Genomic DNA, 17,021 nt, shown 5'->3' with positions numbered 1-17,021 from the left:
GTCCAGCCTAAGCGCCTCCCGCGCCCGGCGGTGTCTCAAATTGAGACGCTCCGCACCGGCGGGGCGGCGGTGCCATGGGGGCATGGCCGCCGAGACGTACAACCCCTGGACGATCGTCAACCTGGTCTTCACCCACCTGGCCGAGGCCGGCCTGCACCCGACCCTCGGCGGGCGAGGCCACCCCGGAGAACCCGCCGCCGCGCTGCTGCGCGCGCTCGGCATCGTCCCGACCGTCGAGGGCGACGCGCGCGTGCAGGCCGGCGTCCACGACGAGCTCGCCGCACTGCGCGCCCAGGTGCTCGGCGCCGGCGAAACGCCCTGAGCAGCGGTTCTGTCTCAGATTGAGACCCGCGTCACCCGCGAATGCCCCGTTGAATGGTGAACGCAGGACGCCCTGGGCGGCGAGCTCAGGAGACAAGGAGTGATCCATGAGTCGCCAGAGTGTGGCGAAAGCCCACCAGAAGATCCAGGAATTGTCGTGGGAACCGGCCTACCACACCCCGGTTTCGCACTACGGCACCGACTACACCTTCCAGAAGGCCAAGAAGAAGGACCCGTTGAAGCAGGTCCTCCGCTCGTACTTCCCGATGCAGGAGGAAAAGGACCACCGGGTCTACGGCGCCGAAGACGGCGCGATCCGCGGCAACATGTTCCGCCAGGTCCAGGAACGCTGGCTGGAGTGGCAGAAGCTGTTCCTCTCCATCATCCCGCTCCCGGAGATCTCGGCCGCGCGGGCGATGCCGCTGCTGTTCCGCACGGTGCCGAACCCGGAACTGCACAACGGGCAGGCGATCCAGATGATCGACGAGGTCCGCCACTCGACGATCCAGCAGAACCTCAAGCGCCTGTACATGCAGAACTACATCGACCCGGCGGGCTTCAACTCGAGCCTGCGCAACTTCCAGAACGACTACTGCGGCACCATCGGCCGCCAGTTCGCCGAAGGCTTCATCACCGGTGACGCCATCACCGCGGCGAGCATCTACCTGACCATCGTCGCCGAAACCGCGTTCACGAACACCCTGTTCGTCGCGATGCCGGCCGAAGCCGCGGCCAACGGCGACTACCTGCTGCCGACCGTCTTCCACTCGGTGCAGTCCGACGAATCGCGCCACATCAGCAACGGCTACGCCACCCTGCTGATGGCCCTGTCCGACGAAAGCAACCACCAGCTGCTCGAACGCGACCTGCGCTACGCGTGGTGGAACAACCACGCCGTCGTCGACGCCGCGATCGGCACGTTCATCGAATACGGCACCAAGGACCGCCGCAAGGACCGCGAAAGCTACGCGGAAATGTGGCGCCGCTGGATCTACGACGACTACTACCGCTCGTACCTGGTCCCGCTCGAGAAGTACGGGCTCGTCATCCCGCACGACCTCATCGAAGAGGCGTGGAACCGGATCTGGAACAAGGGCTACGTCCACGAAGTCGCGCAGTTCTTCGCCACCGGGTGGCTCGCCAACTACTGGCGCATCGACCCGATGACCGACGAGGACTTCGAGTGGTTCGAGTACAAGTACCCGGGCTGGTACGACAAGTACGGCAAGTGGTGGGAGAACTACTCCCGCCTCGCGACGCCGAACGGGCACCACCCGATCGTCGCCGAGGACGTCGACTACGTGTACCCGCACCGCTGCTGGACCTGCATGGTGCCGTGCCTCATCCGTGAGGACATGGTCGTCGACGAGGTCGACGGGCAGCACCGCACGTACTGCTCGGAGACGTGCCGCTGGACCGACGCCGAGGCGTTCCGGCCCACCTACCAGGGCCGCAACACCCCGAACATGGGCCAGCTGGTCGGCGCCCGCGAGTGGGAGACGCTCTACCACGGCTGGAACTGGGCCGACGTCGTTTCCGACATGGGTTTCGTGCGCGACGACGGCAAGACCATGGTCGCGCAGCCGCACCTCGACCTCGACCCCAAGAAGATGTGGACGCTCGACCACCTGCGCCGGATGCCCGAGGTGCAGTCGCCGAACGTGCTCCTCAACCAGATGACCGACGAGCAGCGCGCCGCCTTCGTGGCCGACTACAACCGCCAGGGCCCGGCCGGCCGCCCGGCCCCCCAGACGGCCTGACGCGACCGACCGGGGCGGCACTTTCACGTGAAAGTGCCGCCCCCAGGTGGGCACTTTCACGTGAAAGTGCCGGATTGGGGCTGGGATGGCGGAAAAGCACCGCGTCCGGTTCGAGCCGGTGGGGATCGAGATCGACGTCGCCGAGGACACCACGATCCTGCGCGCCGCGGCCGAGCAGGGCGTCATGCTCATGCACGGCTGCAAGGAAGGGCAATGCGCGGCGTGCAAGTCGTTCATCCTCGACGGCGACGACGTCGAACACGACCGGTACTCGACCTTCGCGCTCCCCGACTACGAAAAGGAGGAGGGCTTCACGCTGCTGTGCCGGGCCCACGCCTACGAAGACCTGACGATCGAGCTGCTCAACTACGACGAGGAGATGATCCAGTCCGGGCTGCCGATCCAGGAGACGACCGTCGAGGTCGTCTCGAACGAGCACGTCACCCACGACCTCCGGCACCTGGTGGTGCGGCTGGCCGAGGAGCTGAAGTTCTTCCCCGGCCAGTACCTGGACTTCGCGGTCCCGGGCACCGAGGAGACGCGCTCGTTCTCGATGGCCAACACCTCGGCGCGCGACAGGCTGCTGGAGTTCGTCATCAAGATCTACCCCGACGGGCTGTTCTCCCGGTTCCTCGACACGCGGGTCGCGGTCGGCGACCGGCTCCGGGTGACCGGCCCGTTCGGGGTGTTCACCCTCCGGGACAACCCGGGCAAGGACCTCGTCTTCGTCGGCGGCGGCGCCGGGATGGCGCCGATCCTGGCGCTGCTGCGGTCCATGGCCGAGCGCGGTCTCGACCGGAAGGCGGTCTTCTACTACGGCGCCCGCCGCCGCCACGACCTCTGCTTCGAGGACGAGCTGCGGGAGCTCGAAGAGAAGCTGCCGGGCTTCCGTTACGTACCGGCGCTTTCCGAACCGGGCGACGACGACTGGACCGGCGAGACCGGCTTCGTCACCGACGTCCTGCGCCGGGCCGGCGCCGACCTCACCGGAGCCGACGCCTACGTCTGCGGGCCCCCGCCGATGGTGGAAGCCGCACTGGAACTGCTGCCCGCGCTCGGCGTCGCCGACAAGCGCGTCTTCTACGACAAGTTCACCACCACGGGCGAAGGGTAAGGAAACCCATGACAGCCACCTCCGAACGCAGTGTGCCGAAGCCGGCGTTCACCGATGCCGAAGCGGGGGCCAAGGTCTTCCCGGACTCCACCGCCCGCCAGTACAACTACTTCACCCCGGCCAAGCGCAAGCAGAGCCACTACGAAGACGTCACCGTCGAGGTCCAGCCCGACCCGCGGCACTACCTGTCCCAGGGCTGGCTCTACGCCTTCGCCGACGGCAAGGGCGGCTACCCGCTCGAGTGGACCGCGCTGAAGGCGTGGGGTTCGGACCGGCCGCTGCCCGAACGCGGCCCGGGCTCCGGCGGCAAGGGCTACGACTGGCCGGCCCACGGCTGGCACGAGTTCCGCGACCCGAACGAGGAGTGGGAGCTCACCCTCTACCGCTACAACGCCAACGTCGTGCGCCAGCTCAACCAGAACATCGACGCCGCGCGCCAGGCCAAGGCGTTCGAGCAGTGGAACCGCAACTGGGTCGAGTTCGTCGCCAAGCACGTCGGCGCGTGGATGCACGTCGACCACGGCCTCGGCCTCTACTTGTTCGCCAACGCCAACCGCCGCGCGCCGACCAACATGCACAACAACGCGATCTCGGTGAACAGCATGCACCGGATCCGCGCGGCGCAGGACCTGGCGCTGTACAACCTGACCCTCACCGAAGAGGTCGAGGGCTTCGACGGCACCGCCCACCTGGCGACCTGGAACGAGGACCCGGCGTGGCAGGGCGTGCGGGACTGCGCCGAGCAGCTGACCGGGATCTGGGACTGGTGCGAGGCGATCTTCGCCGCGAACGTCGTCTTCGAGCCCCTCGTCGGCGAGCTGTTCCGCAGCAACCTGGTGCAGCAGGCCGCGCCGGCCAACGGCGACTTCGTCACCCCGACGCTGATCGGCGCCGAGGAGTTCGACTTCTCCGAACGCGACCTCCGCTACACGAAGCCGATGTTCCACCTGCTGGTCAACGATAAGGAGTTCGCCGACCACAACAAGGCGCTGCTGCAGAAGTGGCTCGAGGACTGGGTGCCGCGCTGCATCGCGGCGGCCCGCGCGCTGCAGCCGCTGTGGTCGCAGCCCGACGCCAAGCCGATCCGGTTCGAGGACGGCCTCGATCGCGTGAAGAGCCGGTTCGCCGGAATCCTGTCCGAATTGGGCCTCAAAGCACCGGAGGAGCTGGGCCAGTGACCATCTTCAAGACGGCGGAAAGCCCGTTCAAGGCCGACAACACCGCGTCGAACATGTGCGGCTTCACCCTGATGAACAACCAGGTCGGCGCGATCATCGCCGAGGTCATGAGCACGAAGGACAACGTGACCGTGACCCCGCTGCCCTCGATGATCCGCGTCGACGCGAAGGGCCGGACGGACCTGGTCTACGCCGAGGTCGACGAGGCCGCCGGCGAGGAAGAGGGCTGGTTCAACGCGGCCGAGTTCGAGGAAAGCATGTCCACGCACTACGGGCGGATGATCCACGAGGACGACCGCACGATCATGTTCGCCAACCCCGAGGACGCGGCCGAGTACCTCGATTTCGATCTGAAGGTCATCAAGTAACCAGCAGGAAGCACTCGATCCGCTCAGGAGGATCAACCATGTACGAAAAAGACGGCGAAAAGTACTTCGTGGTGGACGCCCACACCCACTTCTGGGACGCGAGCCCGGACAACTGGGTCAAGGGGCAGGAGGAATACGCCAAGGGCTGGATCGAGTGCTTCCACGCCTACCAGGGCCTCGGCCCGAAGGAGACGCACTGGCCGATCGACCGCTTCCAGAAGTACTCCGAAGAACTGATGATGCACGACCTGTTCGAGGCCGGGCACGTCGACACCGCCATCTTCCAGCCGACGAACCTGCGGCAGTGGTACAAGAACGGCTTCAACACGACCGAGGCCGACGCGGCGCTGGCCGAAAAGCACCCCGGGAAGTTCCTCGTCAACACGACCTTCGACCCGCGTGAAGGCGACGAGGGGCTGAAGGCGTTCTCCGAGCGCGTCAAGCGCTACGGCTGCAAGGGCGTCAAGCTCTACACCGCCGAGTGGCGCGGGGACTCCCGCGGCTGGAGCCTGAAGGACCCGGAAGCCGCGCGCTACCTCGAAAAGTGCGAGGAGCTCGGCGTCAAGAACGTCCACATCCACAAGGGACCGACGATCTGGCCGCTGGACAAGGACGCGTTCGACGTGTCCGATGTGGACCACGTGGCGACGGACTTCCAGGGCCTCAACTTCATCGTCGAGCACGTCGGCCTGCCGCGCATCGAGGACTTCTGCTTCATGGCCACGCAGGAGCGCAACGTCTACGCGGGGCTGGCCGTGGTGATCGGCGGCCTGATGCACGCCCGGCCCAAGTTCTTCGCGAAGGTCATGGGGGAGCTGATGTTCTGGCTCGGCGAGGACAAGCTGGTCTTCGGCGCGGACTACGCGATCTGGGAACCGAAGTGGCAGGTCGAGGGCTTCGTCGACTGGACCATGCCGGGTGACGACGACCTGTCGGACTTCCCGCCGCTGACTGTCGACCAGAAGAAGAAGATCCTCGGGCTGAACGCCGCGCGGCTCTACGACATCGACGTGCCCGCGGAACTGCGGCTCGAGGACCCGGAGCCCGTCGAGCCGGTCGGCGTGCCGAACTCATGACCACCCTGGTGCTCGGTGCCCGCGCCGCCGTGTGGGCGGCGCTGGGCACCGTCCGCGATCCCGAGCTGGACGAACCCCTCACCGACCTCGGCTTCGTCGCCCGCTGCGAGGTGGACGACGAGGGCCGCGCCGTCATCCGGCTGCGGCTGCCGACCTACTTCTGCGCGCCCAACTTCGCGTTCCTGATGGTGGCGGACGCCTACGACGCCGTGGCCGGGGTGCCGGGCCTGACCGGGCTCGACATCCGGCTCGACGACCACTTCGCTTCCGACGTCATCAACCGCGGGGTGGCGGCACGGCAGGGGTTCGTCGCGTCGTTCGAGGGCGAGGCCGTCGACGAGCTCGACACACTCCGCTACGACTTCGTCCGCAAGGCCGTGCTCGCCGGCACCGACCGCGTCTGCCGGACCCTGTCCGGGCGAGACCCGACCGCGCTGACGTTGGGCGAAGTCCCGCCGGGGCCGGACCTCGACCGGTTGCGCGCCCGCCGCCGTGAGCTGGGCCTGCCCGCCGCCGACGACGACCCGCTGCTGCTCGACCCGGCCACGGGTGCGGCGATCGCCCCCGCCGACGCGAAGCGCCACCTGGCCATCGCGCGGCTGACCCGCACGAGCATGGAGGCCAATTCCGGGGTGTGCCGCGGCATGTTGCGCGCGCGGTACTCGCTGATCAGCGAAGAGGAGGGCACGGGATGAAGGCCGTGCGGCTGCAGAAGTACCACCAGCACCCGGTGATCGAAGACGTCCCGGAGCCGCGCGCCACCGGACCCTTCGACGTCGTGGTCAAGATCGGCGGCGCCGGGGTGTGCCGCACCGACCTGCACATCATCGAGGAGCAGTGGGCCCAGAAGTCCGGCGTCGCGCTGCCGTACACGATCGGCCACGAGAACGCGGGGTGGGTGCACGAGGTCGGCCCGGCGGTGACCAACGTCGAGGTCGGCGACACGGTCATCCTGCACCCGACGCCGACGTGCGGGCTCTGCCACGCCTGCCGCGCGGGCGACGACATGCACTGCCCGAACGGGAGCTTCCCGGGCATCGACTCCGACGGCGGGATGGCCGAATACCTGCTGACGTCGGCGCGGGCGTGCATCAAGCTCGACCCGTCGACGCAGCCGCAGGACGTCGCGGCGCTGGCCGACGCGGGCATCACCGCCTACCACGCGGTGCGCAAGGCCGTCCCGCACCTGTACCCGGGCACCACCTGCGTCGTCAACGGCGCCGGCGGCCTCGGGCACATCGGCATCCAGTCGCTGAAGGCGCTGACCGCGACCCGCGTGATCGTGGTCGACCGCAACGCCGACGCGCTGGAGCTGGCGGCCACCCTGGGCGCCGACGAGACCGTGCTGGCCGACGGCAAGCAGGTCGACGCCGTGCTCGACCTGACCGGCGGCGACGGCGCGGAGGTCGTGCTCGACTTCGTCGCCGAGCAGGGCGCCCAGCAGGACGCCTTCGCGATGACCCGGCGCGCCGGGTCGCACTTCGTCATCGGCTACGGCAGCAACATCGACATCCCGACGATCGACATCATCTCCACCGAGCGCAACGTCATCGGCAACCTGGTCGGCACGTACAACGACCTGGTGGAGCTGATGGTGCTCGCCCAGGCCGGGAAGGTCACGCTCCACACGAAGAAGTACCCGCTGGACGCGGCTCTCGACGCACTGGCCGATCTCGACGCCGGTCGCGTGCGCGGTCGGGCCATCCTCACCCCCTAGGAGCTCCGAACATGGCGAAGGAACTGCGGTTCGGCTCGGACGCCCGCGACCTGCTGCTGGCGGGCGTCGACAAGCTGGCCGAAGCGGTCAAGTCCACGTTGGGGCCCAAGGGCCGCAACGTGATCATCGAGAAGATCACCGGTTCGCCGGTGGTCACCAACGACGGCGTCACCATCGCGCGCGAGATCCACCTGAAGAACCAGTTCGAGAACATGGGCGCGCAGCTGGTCAAGGAAGCGGCGATCAAGACCAACGACGTCGTCGGCGACGGCACGACCACGGCCACCGTGCTGGCTCAGGCGATCGTCCACGAAGGCATGCGGGCGATCTCCGGCGGCGGCAACCCGGTGCTCGTCAAGCGCGGCATCGACCACGCCGTCGGGCTGCTGGTGACGCACCTGGAGAAGCAGGCGCACCCGGTGGTGTCCGAAGCGGACTACGCGCGGGTGGCGGCGATCTCGGCCAACGACGACGACGCCGTCGGCGCGGTGATCGCCAAGGCGCTGCACACCGTCGGCGACGGCGGGGTGGTGACGGTCGAAGAGTCGCCGTCGATCGGGATGGGCGTCGACTTCGTCGAAGGGTTCGAGTTCGACAACGGCTACCTCTCGCCGTACCTGGTCACCGACCCGGGCCGGCTGGAGGCGGTGCTCGACGACCCGTACATCCTGATGTGCGCGGAGAAGATCACCAAGGTGCAGCAGCTGATGCCGTTGCTGGACAAGGTGATGCGCGCGCCGCGTCCGCTGGTGGTGATCGGGGAGACGGTCGAAGGCACGGCGTTGTCCATGCTGGTGCACAACCACATGAACGGCACGTTCCAGTCGGTCGCGATCCGCGCACCGGGCTTCGGCGACCGGCGGCTGCACAAGCTGGAGGACCTGGCCGCGATCGTCGGCGGCGCGGTCCTTTCGCGACAGTCCGGGTTCTCGATGGAGACGATGACCCTGGAGCACCTCGGCCGGGCGAAGCAGGTCCGCGTCACGGAGAACCGCACGACGATCGTCGGCGGCGCGGGGTCGGCGGCCGCGGTGGACTTCCGGGTCGGCCAGCTGCGCGCGGAGCTGGAGCGCGCCCAGTTCGGCGTCGACGAGGACGTCCTGACCGAGCGGATCGGCGCCCTGACCGGCAAGGTCGCGGTGGTCCACGTCGGCGCGGCGACCCCGGCGGAGCTCAAGGAGCTGCAGCACCGCGTCGAGGACGCCCTGTCGGCCACCCGGGCGGCGATGGCCGAGGGCATCGTGGCCGGCGGGGGAGCGGCGCTGCTGCACGCGGAGAAGGCCCTGGAGGGCCTCGGTCTCGACGGCGACCAGGCGATCGGCGTGGAGATCGTCCGGCGGGCACTGGCGGAACCGGCGTACCTGATCGCGCACAACGCGGGCCACCCGGCCCACGAGATCGTGGCGCGCACCAGGGAACTGGGCGACGACGAAGGCTTCGACGCCCTGCACGACCGGTACGGCGACATGATCGCGATGGGCGTCGTGGACCCGCTGCGGGTGTGCCGCTCGGCGATGCAGAACGGCGCTTCGGTGGCGGGGCTGCTGCTGACGACGAACTCGCTGATCGCGGAGGAACAGACGCCGTGGGGCGGCAGCGCGGCCCTGATGACCGAGTTCGGCCCGCTGGACGGGGGCCTGCACCAGCCGTCGCCCGACGCGAGCACCCCGCAGTCCCTCGGGATGGGCCCCTCCGTCGGCTGAGCCATCGCCCGTTCGGCCGACGGAGAACGGAGGTCCCCCCACCGGCGTCCTGAGCCGCCGTGGGGGGACCTCTCCCCGTGCGCGGGGCGGCGAACGGTGCCACCCTGGAGATCATGACGCACTACGTTCTCGCGCAGACGCTGGCGACGGTCGGGGAGTTCGAGGCCAAGGGGTTCCTCGGCACGGTCGGCAAGATCGCCGCGGCCACGGTGATCTTCTTCGTCGCGATCGGCCTGGTCGTCGGCCTGCTCCTGGGCTTCTTCATCGGCCGCTCGGTCGGCCGCCGGCAGGGCCCGCGCTGACCCGGCCCCGGCCCGGCCTCAGGGAGCGAGGCCGTGCCGGGCCAGTTCGCGGCCGGCGAGTTCCTCGATGACATCGCGGTCCCGCTCCCGCCAGCCGGTGGCCGGCGCGGTCCCGGAAGCCAGGCGCCGCAACGGTTGCGTCACCAGCGCCCGCAGGGCGAGCAGGTCGAGTCCTTCGTCCCCGAGCGCCCGCAGCTGCGCGGCGGCCGTCGCGCGGCGGGCGAAGTGCCAGCGCAGCGGGAGCCAGGTCACGAGGAGCGTCAGCACCGGCAGCACGACGATGATCGCGGCCAGCCACCACGCCAGGTCCGCCACGCCTTCGATCTGCCAGCGGCCCGCGTCGGCGAGCTGGTTGCCGACGTTCGAGCCGCCGTACAGTGCGTTCGCCAGCGCGTCACCGACCAGGGGGATGCCGCCGGCGGAGTTCGCGGCGCCGTCGAACGTGCCGCGTAGGCCCGTGCCCGCGTTCACGAGGCCGTCGCCCGGGGCGCGCAGCTTCATCACCTGGTCGTACACCGAAGTCGCCAGCCACACCGCGATTACGACGAGCAGCAGGGCGAGCAGGTCGCTGACGAGCTGGGCGGTGCGGCGGATCGGCCGTTCGGCGTAGAGCTGCATCGAAGGCGCCTTTCGCGGTGGGGGAGCGCGGCCACGGCAACGTACCCGGGGGCCGTTCCGGTGAACCGCGCGGTCCAGGCCGGGCTATGACACCGGTCATAGTGTGTCGGCGGCCGCGGTGTGCTCTCATGGCACTATGACCACCGTCATAGAGATCCGCGAAGCGGGCGAGGCCGATCGCGAGTGCGTCGGCGCGCTGGTCGCGGCCTGCTCGCCCGCCGGTCTCCGGCGCCGCTTCGGCATGGGCGGCCCCGCCGAGCCGGCCGAGGTCTTCCGGCGCTACCAGCGCTTCCTGCTCGCGGGACCGCCCGACGGCGTCGCGCTCCTCGCGTTCCGGGCCGGCACCCCCGTCGGCCTGCTCAACTTCGTCTCGGAAACCCCGGGCGACGGCGAAATCGGCATCCTGGTCGCCGACGCCTGGCAGCGGCAGGGGATCGGCACCGCGCTGAGCCGGTGGCTGTGGACGGCCGGGCGCTGGCCGGGGTGGACCGTCCGGGCCACCGTCCGGGCCGGGAACGCCGGTGCCGAAGCGCTGCTGCTGCGCCAGGGCTTCCGGCCGGTGCCCACGTACGAGCGGGGCGAGCGCGACTTCACGCTCGTCGTGCCCGCCTGGGCTACCATGACGGACGTCATGAAGGAGGCAGCCGATGACGAGGACGCCGCGCGAGCGGATGGTGCTCAGCGCCGCGCACCTGGTGCGGATCCACGGTGTCGGGGCGACCGGCATGCGGGACGTGGCCGTCCACGCCGAAGCCCCGCGGGGGTCCCTGCAGCACTACTTCCCGGGCGGTAAGGACCAGCTGATCGGCGAAGCCGTCGCGTGGGCGGGCGACTACGCCGCCCGGCGAGTGGCGCGCCTGGTCACCAAGATCGAGGACCCGACCCCCGGCAAGCTCTTCGCGGCGATGGCGGGCCAGTGGCGCGACCAGTTCACCGGCGACGGCTTCGACGCGGGCTGCCCCCTGGTCGCGACGGTCGCCGACACGGCGGCCACCAGCGACGCCCTGCGCGACGCGGTGGGCAAGGCGTTCGACGGCTGGCAACGCCCGGTCGCCACGGCCCTCGAGCAGCTGGGCGTCCCGCCGGCCCGCAGCGCGTCCCTGGCGGTCCTGATGATCAGCACCCTGGAGGGCGCGATCGTCCTGGCCCGCGCCCATCGCGACGTCGCGCCCCTGGAAACGGTGGTCGAAGAACTGCGCCCGCTCCTGGACGGCGCGGTCGACCGGCGGCGCCGCCGCGAAATCTGACGTGGTCACGTACGAGCCGATGCCGTCCCACCTGGAGACGGAGCGGCTGCTCCTGCGGCCGTGGACCGGTTCGGACGCCGAAGACCTCCGCGCCCTGCACGCCGAACGCGGCAGGGGGACGCCCGCGATCGAGGACATCCGCGTACTCGTCACGAAGCTGGCGGAGCCGGCCGGGATCGCGTTGCTGCCCATCCGGCGTCGCCTCGAAGGCGACTTCATCGGCTACTGCGGGCTGATCACCGGCCGTTCCACCCTCGAGGAGCCGGAAATCGCGTACGAGCTGTTCCGCCGCGCGCACGGGCGCGGCTACGCGACCGAGGCGGCCGCCGCGGTGCTCGAAGCCGCGGCGGCGACCGGGCGGAACCGGCTCTGGGCGACCGTGGGCGAGGGGAACGCCCCGCCGTTGCGCGTGCTGGACAAGCTCGGGTTCGAGCGGCACCACGTGTCCACTGAGGACAGTGGAACGGTGGTCTGGCTGACCCGCGCGCTCCCGTAGCGTCAAGAGTGCGAAAGCGCATTCCTGAAGACGCTCGCCCGGGTCGGCAGTGCCACTCTCGCCATCAGGGATCGCCCGTCCGGGGGAGGAGCCGGGGGTGACCGGTAATCGTGTACCCCGTGATGTTCGCTCGACCCTACTGAGAGGTTCGTGACCATGAGTTCGGACGGGGATCGCCCGCGGGTGTCCGTGGTCATACCCACGTACAACCGGTGCGAGATGCTGCGTACCACCCTCGAGCACCTGACGCGCCAGCAGCTCCCGCTCGGTGAGTTCGAGGTGATCGTCGCGGACGACGGTTCCTCCGACGCCACGAAGGAAGTCGTCGAATCCTTCGCGGACCGGCTGCGGGTGAAGTACCACTTCCAGGAGGACCTCGGGTTCCGCGCCGGCGCCGCGCGCAACGCCGGGGCGCGATCGGCGGCCGCACCGCTGTTGGTCTTCCTGGACACCGGGCCGCTGTTCGGCACCGACTTCCTGCTCCGCCACCTCGCGGCCCACGCCGACGAAACCGAGCGCCGGGCGGTCATCGGCTACGCCTACGGGTACAAGCCGGAAAAGGACATGTCCTGGATCACCGGCGTCGTGGCGCAGGTGGGTCCGGAAGAGACGGTCGCGCGCCACGCCCACGACCCGGAGTTCCAGGACGTCCGGCACCCGTACCTGGCCGACATCGTCTCCGGTCTGGACCACCTGCCCTGGCGGCTCTTCTTCACCATCAACTGCTCGGTCCGCACGGACGACTTCTGGGCCGTCGGGGGCTTCGACGAGGAGTTCCACGGCTGGGGCGCGGAGGACACCGAGCTCGCGTTCCGGCTGTCCCGCCACGGCGTGCGGTTCACCGTCGCCGAGGACGCCTGGGTGGTCGACCTGCCGCACGACCGGGAGCAGTTCGACCTGTGGGAGCAGCTCGCCCGGAATATGCTCCACTTCCTGGCCAAGCACCGCGAGCCCGCCATCGAGATCGGCCTGGCGCTGGCCATCCGGCACCTCTTCTGGAGCTACGAAGAGGACTACCGCGCCCTGCTTGCGTGGCAGGAGCAGGCGCGCGACACGGACGTGGCGGCCGAGCTGACCGAGGCCGTGCGGCGCGTCCCCGCGGGCGCGAAGATCGCGATCCTCGGCTCCGGCGGGGAAATCCCGGCGGCCGTCCCGCCCGCGATCCTGCTGGACTTCGACGCCGGACTGGTGGCGCGGGCGGCCGCGGCGGGCGGGCACGTCGGGCACCACACCATGGGCCTGCGCACGCCGCTGGCCGACCAGTCCGTGGACACGGTGATCGTCACGTCCCGGTTCGCCGGCCTCTGGGAGCGCTGGCAGGACGAGCTGCTGACCGAAGCCCGCCGTGTCGGGCGGGAAGTCGTCGTCCCGGCCGGCTTCGGCGCCGAGCATGACTGAGCAGGTCGCCGAGCGGAGCGGCACCGTCGCCGTGGCGCGGGCGCGGTGGGCCGCGCTCGCCGTGTTCTTCGTCAACGGCACGGTGTTCTCCACCTTCGTCAGCCGCGTGCCGTCGCTGAAGCTCGACCTCGGGCTCAGTGACGGCACGCTCGGCGCCATCCTGACGTTGTTCGGCCTGGCGGCGCTGCTCACCATGCAGTTCGCCGGCCCGCTGGTGGGCCGGTTCGGCAGCGCCCGCGTGATCCGGCTGGCCGTGGTCGTGTCGCCGTTCCTGCTGGCCGGGATCGGTCTCGCGGGCGACGCCGTCCAGCTCGGCGGCGCGGTGCTGCTGCTCGGCATGATGCACGGCACGCTCGACGTCGCCATGAACGCGCACGCGGTCGTGGTGGAACGGGAGAGCGGCCGGTCGGTGATGAGCAGCTGCCACGCGGCCTGGAGCATCAGCGCCGTCGCCGCGTCGCTGGTGGGTGCCGGGTTCACCCGGGCGGGCAGCTCGGCGGCCGAGCACTACCTGTGGGTCGGCGCCGTGCTCGTCGTCGCCGGCCTGGCGGCCACGGCCGGACTGCTGCCGGCGTCGGCCGACCGCGTCGAGGAGACCGGTGGTGGCGGCACAAAGCGGGCGAGCTGGCGATCCGGCTGGACCCGGCGGGTGTGCGTGTTCGGGGCGATGGGGTTCACCGCGATGATCCTCGAAGCCATGGTGATCAGCTGGAGCGGCGTCTTCCTGCACGACGCCCGCGGCGCCACCCTCGCCGCGGCGGCGCTGGGCTTCACGGCGTTCTCCGCCTGCCAAGCCGCCGGCCGGCTCGTCGGCGACCGGCTGACCGAACGCCACGGGGCACCGGCGCTGTTCCGCGTCGGCGGCGTCATCGCGGCGGTCGGGCTCGCCGTCGTCGTGCTGAGCCCGTCGTGGGTGGCCGGCATCGCGGGGTTCGCGCTGCTGGGGCTCGGCGGCTCGGTCCTGCTGCCCCTGATCTTCAGCGCGGTCGGCCACGCCGGCGGCGCGGGCGCCGGGGCGGCGACGTTCCTGTCCCGGTTCACCACGTTCACCTACGCGGGCGGCCTGATCGGCCCGGCGCTCATCGGGTGGTTCGCGGAAGCCACCAGCCTCACGTGGACGCTGGCCGGGCTGCTCCCGTTGCTGGGCGCGGTGGTGCTGAACGCCAGGGTGATGGCCGGCCAGGAGCGGAAGGCGCCCCTGGCCGGCTGAGCGGGCCCTCGACCGTCAGGACCGGAGGTCGAGGTCGCGGAAGAACTCCCGGATGTCGCGCACCAGCACGTCCGGCGCCTGCAGGGACGCGAAGTGCCCGCCGTCGTCGTACTCCGTCCACCGCGTCACCGTGTTGGACAGCTCGGCCAGGCCCCGCAGCGCGTGGTCGCCGCGGAAGTTCGCGACCGCCGTCGGGACGCCGGACGGTGGCGGGCGCTCGCCCCAGCCGTCCTGGGCCGCCTCCAGGTAGAGGCGCGCCGCCGAGCCCGCGGTGCCGGTGAGCCAGAAGATCGTCACGTCGGTCAGGATCGCGTCCCGGGAGACCGGCGCCTGCCGCGTGGCGGCCGGGTCCCAGTCCACGAACCACTCCAGGTTCCACGCGAGCTGCCCGGCGGGGGAGTCGTTCAGCGCGTAGGCCAGCGTCTGCGGGCGGGTGGCCATCTGCGTGGCGTACCCCGAGTGGGCGTACCACCAGGCTTCGTTCTCCCGCGCCCGCTTCCGGTCCTCTTCGGACAGTCGCTCGAGGTCGCCCGGCGCGGTCGGCACCCCGGCGTTCGCGACGGCGTTGACGTGCACCCCGATCACCGACTCCGGCGCGACCCGGCCCAGCTCGGGCGAGACGATGCTGCCGAAGTCACCGCCCTGGGCGCCGTAGCGCTCGTAGCCCAGCCGCCGCATCAGCTCGGCCCACGCCCGCGCCGTCCGGCGCGTGTTCCAGCCCGGCTCGCCGGTCGGGCCGGAGAACGCGAAACCGGGGACCGAAGGCGCGACGACGTGGAACGCGTCCGCCGGGTCGCCACCGTGGGCCCGCGGGTCGGTGAGCGGACCGAGGACGTCGAGGAAGTCCGCGACGGTGCTCGGCCAGCCGTGGGTCATGATCAGCGGCTTCGCGCCGGGCTCGGGCGAGCGGACGTGGAGGAAGTGCACGCGCTGGCCGTCGATCGTGGTCGTGAACTGCGGGAACGCGTTGAGCTGCGCTTCCTGCGCCCGCCAGTCGAAGCCGGTGCGCCAGTACTCGGCGAGCTCGCGCAGGTGGGGTTCGCTGACGCCGTACCCCCAGCCGGCGCCGGGCAGCTCGCCCGGCCAGCGGGTGCGGGCGAGGCGGTGGTGCAGCTCGTCGAGGCCGGCCTGCGGGACGTCGATGCGGAAGGGATCCATGAGCGCACCTTCTCGTCCGTGTAGGACAGGAACGGTCCTCATCATCGGGCAGACTCCGCACCATGCGCGAAACCCCCGGCCGCCTGCTGCGGTTGCTGTCGCTGCTCCAGATGCACCGCGACTGGTCCGGCACCGACCTGGCCGAACGCCTCGGCGTGACGACCCGGACGATCCGCCGTGACGTCGGCCGCCTGCGCGAACTGGGCTACCCGGTCCACGCGGCGCTGGGCCCGATCGGCGGCTACCGCCTGGGCGCCGGCGCGGAACTGCCACCCCTGCTGCTCGACGACGACGAAGCGGTCGCGGTGGTGGTCGGCCTGCACGCGGGCGGCGTCTCGGGGCTGGAGGAGGCGTCGCTGCGGGCGCTGACGAAGGTCGAGCAGGTCCTGCCGTCCCGGCTGCGCCACCGCGTGGCCGCACTGGAAGCGAGCGTGCTGGCCCTCCCGGCCCGCGGCCCGGTGGTGGCGGCGGAGGTCCTGACGGCGGTCTCGTCGGCGATCCGAGCGGCGGAGACGCTGCGCTTCGACTACGTGAGCCACGACGGCCGCGAGTCCCGCCGCTCGGTGGAGCCGCACCGCCTGGTCTCGTGGGGCCGCCGCTGGTACCTGGTCGGCTGGGACACCGACCGCGCGGACTGGCGGACGTTCCGCACGGACCGGCTGGCCCTTCGCACGCCCAACGGACCTCGCTTCGGCCACCGCGAACCGCCGGACGGCGACCTGACGGCGTACCTGAAGCGCACGATGGGCCGGGAGATGTGGCCGTTGCGCGCGCGGCTGAAGGTCCACGCGCCGGCGTCGGAGCTGGCGGGGCGGGTGGAGGGGGAGCTGACGCCGATCGACGAGCGGACGTGCCGGTGGGAGCTGGCCTCGGAATCGTGGGACGTCGTGGCGTTCGTGGTGGGGATGGTGGACGTGCCGTTCGAGGTGGAGTCACCCCCTGAGCTGGCGGAGCGCCTCCGGGCGCTTTCGGCGAGGTACGCAGCCGCCACCTAGACGGGGCCGACAAAGTGTCTGCTGGTCGCTGGGATGCTGTCGGTCGATTCGACGATCGCGCGGGCGCATCAGCACGCCACGAACATCACGCGCCTCACAGGAGGCTGGGTCGAACTACACGGATCTGCGCACCGAGCCGCCTGACCACGCGATCGGCCGCTCCCGCGGCGGCCAGGCAGGGGACGCACCGATGTTCCCGCATCTCATGCGGTATCTGCGCGTCGCTCGGCTTGGCCGCGGGCGAGCCCGGCCCGACCGTGCTCGCGGCGACAAGGCCTGTTCATCGAGGGTGATCCGCGGGCCGTGAGTTCCCGGACCAGGGCTTTGCCAGACACGCCCCAGGCGGGGACAGGAGATGAG

General features: G+C 70.6%; 18 protein-coding genes. 16 read left to right on the top strand and 2 right to left on the bottom strand.

All coding sequences use genetic code 11. The annotated features are described in order from the left end of the window. The first annotated feature begins 82 nt into the window (after positions 1–82). The 10 genes from MUY14_RS15880 to MUY14_RS15835 all read left to right on the top strand — a co-directional run bounded on the left by MUY14_RS15880 (position 83) and on the right by MUY14_RS15835 (position 9,539). A complete protein-coding gene (locus MUY14_RS15880; RefSeq protein ID WP_247023779.1) occupies positions 83–322 on the top strand; it encodes a hypothetical protein in 240 nt (79 codons plus the stop codon). Positions 323–428: 106 nt separating this feature from the next. Continuing rightward, positions 429–2,081: a methane monooxygenase gene (locus MUY14_RS15875; protein WP_247023778.1), complete on the top strand. Its 1,653-nt coding sequence runs from the start codon at positions 429–431 to the stop codon at positions 2,079–2,081. 85 nt (positions 2,082–2,166) lie between these two features. Continuing rightward, a complete protein-coding gene (locus tag MUY14_RS15870) occupies positions 2,167–3,195 on the top strand; it encodes an NADH:ubiquinone reductase (Na(+)-transporting) subunit F (RefSeq protein ID WP_247023777.1) in 1,029 nt (342 codons plus the stop codon). Positions 3,196–3,203: 8 nt separating this feature from the next. Next, the gene (locus MUY14_RS15865) at positions 3,204–4,373 is read left to right on the top strand and encodes a toluene hydroxylase (RefSeq protein WP_247023776.1); all 1,170 of its coding nucleotides are present in this window, start codon (positions 3,204–3,206) and stop codon (positions 4,371–4,373) included. Further along, positions 4,370–4,741, top strand: coding sequence for a propane 2-monooxygenase effector subunit MimD (mimD, locus tag MUY14_RS15860; RefSeq protein ID WP_247023775.1), 372 nt, complete (start codon positions 4,370–4,372; stop codon positions 4,739–4,741). Before MUY14_RS15865 ends, mimD begins: the two co-directional genes overlap by 4 nt. Positions 4,742–4,779: 38 nt before the next feature. After that, complete coding sequence (locus MUY14_RS15855) at positions 4,780–5,817, top strand: amidohydrolase family protein (RefSeq protein ID WP_247023774.1); 1,038 nt, start codon at positions 4,780–4,782, stop codon at positions 5,815–5,817. Then, on the top strand, positions 5,814–6,512 hold the full coding sequence (locus MUY14_RS15850) for a metal-sulfur cluster assembly factor (RefSeq protein ID WP_247023773.1): 699 nt from the start codon (positions 5,814–5,816) through the stop codon (positions 6,510–6,512). The genes MUY14_RS15855 and MUY14_RS15850 overlap by 4 nt, the downstream gene beginning before the upstream one ends. Continuing rightward, positions 6,509–7,534, top strand: coding sequence for an NAD(P)-dependent alcohol dehydrogenase (locus MUY14_RS15845; RefSeq protein WP_247023772.1), 1,026 nt, complete (start codon positions 6,509–6,511; stop codon positions 7,532–7,534). Before MUY14_RS15850 ends, MUY14_RS15845 begins: the two co-directional genes overlap by 4 nt. 11 nt (positions 7,535–7,545) lie before the next feature. Further along, the gene (gene groL / locus MUY14_RS15840) at positions 7,546–9,237 is read left to right on the top strand and encodes a chaperonin GroEL (protein ID WP_247023771.1); all 1,692 of its coding nucleotides are present in this window, start codon (positions 7,546–7,548) and stop codon (positions 9,235–9,237) included. Between the two features lie 113 nt (positions 9,238–9,350). Further along, the gene (locus MUY14_RS15835; RefSeq protein ID WP_247023770.1) at positions 9,351–9,539 is read left to right on the top strand and encodes a hypothetical protein; all 189 of its coding nucleotides are present in this window, start codon (positions 9,351–9,353) and stop codon (positions 9,537–9,539) included. Between the two features lie 18 nt (positions 9,540–9,557). Here MUY14_RS15835 and MUY14_RS15830 read toward each other — a convergent pair whose 3' ends face one another. Beyond that, the gene (locus tag MUY14_RS15830; RefSeq protein ID WP_247023769.1) at positions 9,558–10,157 is read right to left on the bottom strand and encodes a hypothetical protein; all 600 of its coding nucleotides are present in this window, start codon (positions 10,155–10,157) and stop codon (positions 9,558–9,560) included. A 136-nt stretch (positions 10,158–10,293) separates the two neighbouring features. Between MUY14_RS15830 and MUY14_RS15825 the strand changes: the two genes are divergently transcribed. The 5 genes from MUY14_RS15825 (at position 10,294) to MUY14_RS15805 (ending at position 14,508) form a co-directional block, all read left to right on the top strand. Beyond that, positions 10,294–10,950, top strand: coding sequence for a GNAT family N-acetyltransferase (locus tag MUY14_RS15825; RefSeq protein ID WP_247023768.1), 657 nt, complete (start codon positions 10,294–10,296; stop codon positions 10,948–10,950). Then, entirely contained in the window at positions 10,892–11,404 is a 513-nt protein-coding gene (locus tag MUY14_RS15820) for a TetR family transcriptional regulator C-terminal domain-containing protein (RefSeq protein ID WP_247025146.1), read from the top strand. The genes MUY14_RS15825 and MUY14_RS15820 overlap by 59 nt, the downstream gene beginning before the upstream one ends. Position 11,405: 1 nt before the next feature. After that, positions 11,406–11,900, top strand: a complete 495-nt coding sequence (locus tag MUY14_RS15815) for a GNAT family N-acetyltransferase (protein WP_247023767.1) — start codon at positions 11,406–11,408, stop codon at positions 11,898–11,900. 156 nt (positions 11,901–12,056) lie between these two features. After that, the gene (locus MUY14_RS15810) at positions 12,057–13,298 is read left to right on the top strand and encodes a glycosyltransferase family 2 protein (RefSeq protein WP_281506300.1); all 1,242 of its coding nucleotides are present in this window, start codon (positions 12,057–12,059) and stop codon (positions 13,296–13,298) included. Continuing rightward, positions 13,291–14,508 carry an MFS transporter gene (locus tag MUY14_RS15805; protein WP_247023765.1) on the top strand — a complete coding sequence of 406 codons (1,218 nt, stop codon included), beginning with the start codon at positions 13,291–13,293 and terminating at the stop codon, positions 14,506–14,508. Before MUY14_RS15810 ends, MUY14_RS15805 begins: the two co-directional genes overlap by 8 nt. A 15-nt stretch (positions 14,509–14,523) precedes the next feature. On the opposite strand, the gene MUY14_RS15800 is transcribed toward MUY14_RS15805, so the two are convergent. After that, positions 14,524–15,666, bottom strand: coding sequence for an epoxide hydrolase family protein (locus tag MUY14_RS15800; protein ID WP_247023764.1), 1,143 nt, complete (start codon positions 15,664–15,666; stop codon positions 14,524–14,526). Positions 15,667–15,728: 62 nt separating this feature from the next. On the opposite strand from MUY14_RS15800, the gene MUY14_RS15795 reads away from it, so the two are divergent. Beyond that, positions 15,729–16,661, top strand: a complete 933-nt coding sequence (locus tag MUY14_RS15795) for a YafY family protein (RefSeq protein WP_247023763.1) — start codon at positions 15,729–15,731, stop codon at positions 16,659–16,661. Positions 16,662–17,021: the final 360 nt, after the last annotated feature.

This window comes from Amycolatopsis sp. FBCC-B4732, assembly GCF_023008405.1.
GTDB classification, from domain to species: domain Bacteria; phylum Actinomycetota; class Actinomycetes; order Mycobacteriales; family Pseudonocardiaceae; genus Amycolatopsis; species Amycolatopsis pretoriensis_A.
This window is presented reverse-complemented; position numbering and strand designations above follow the sequence as displayed.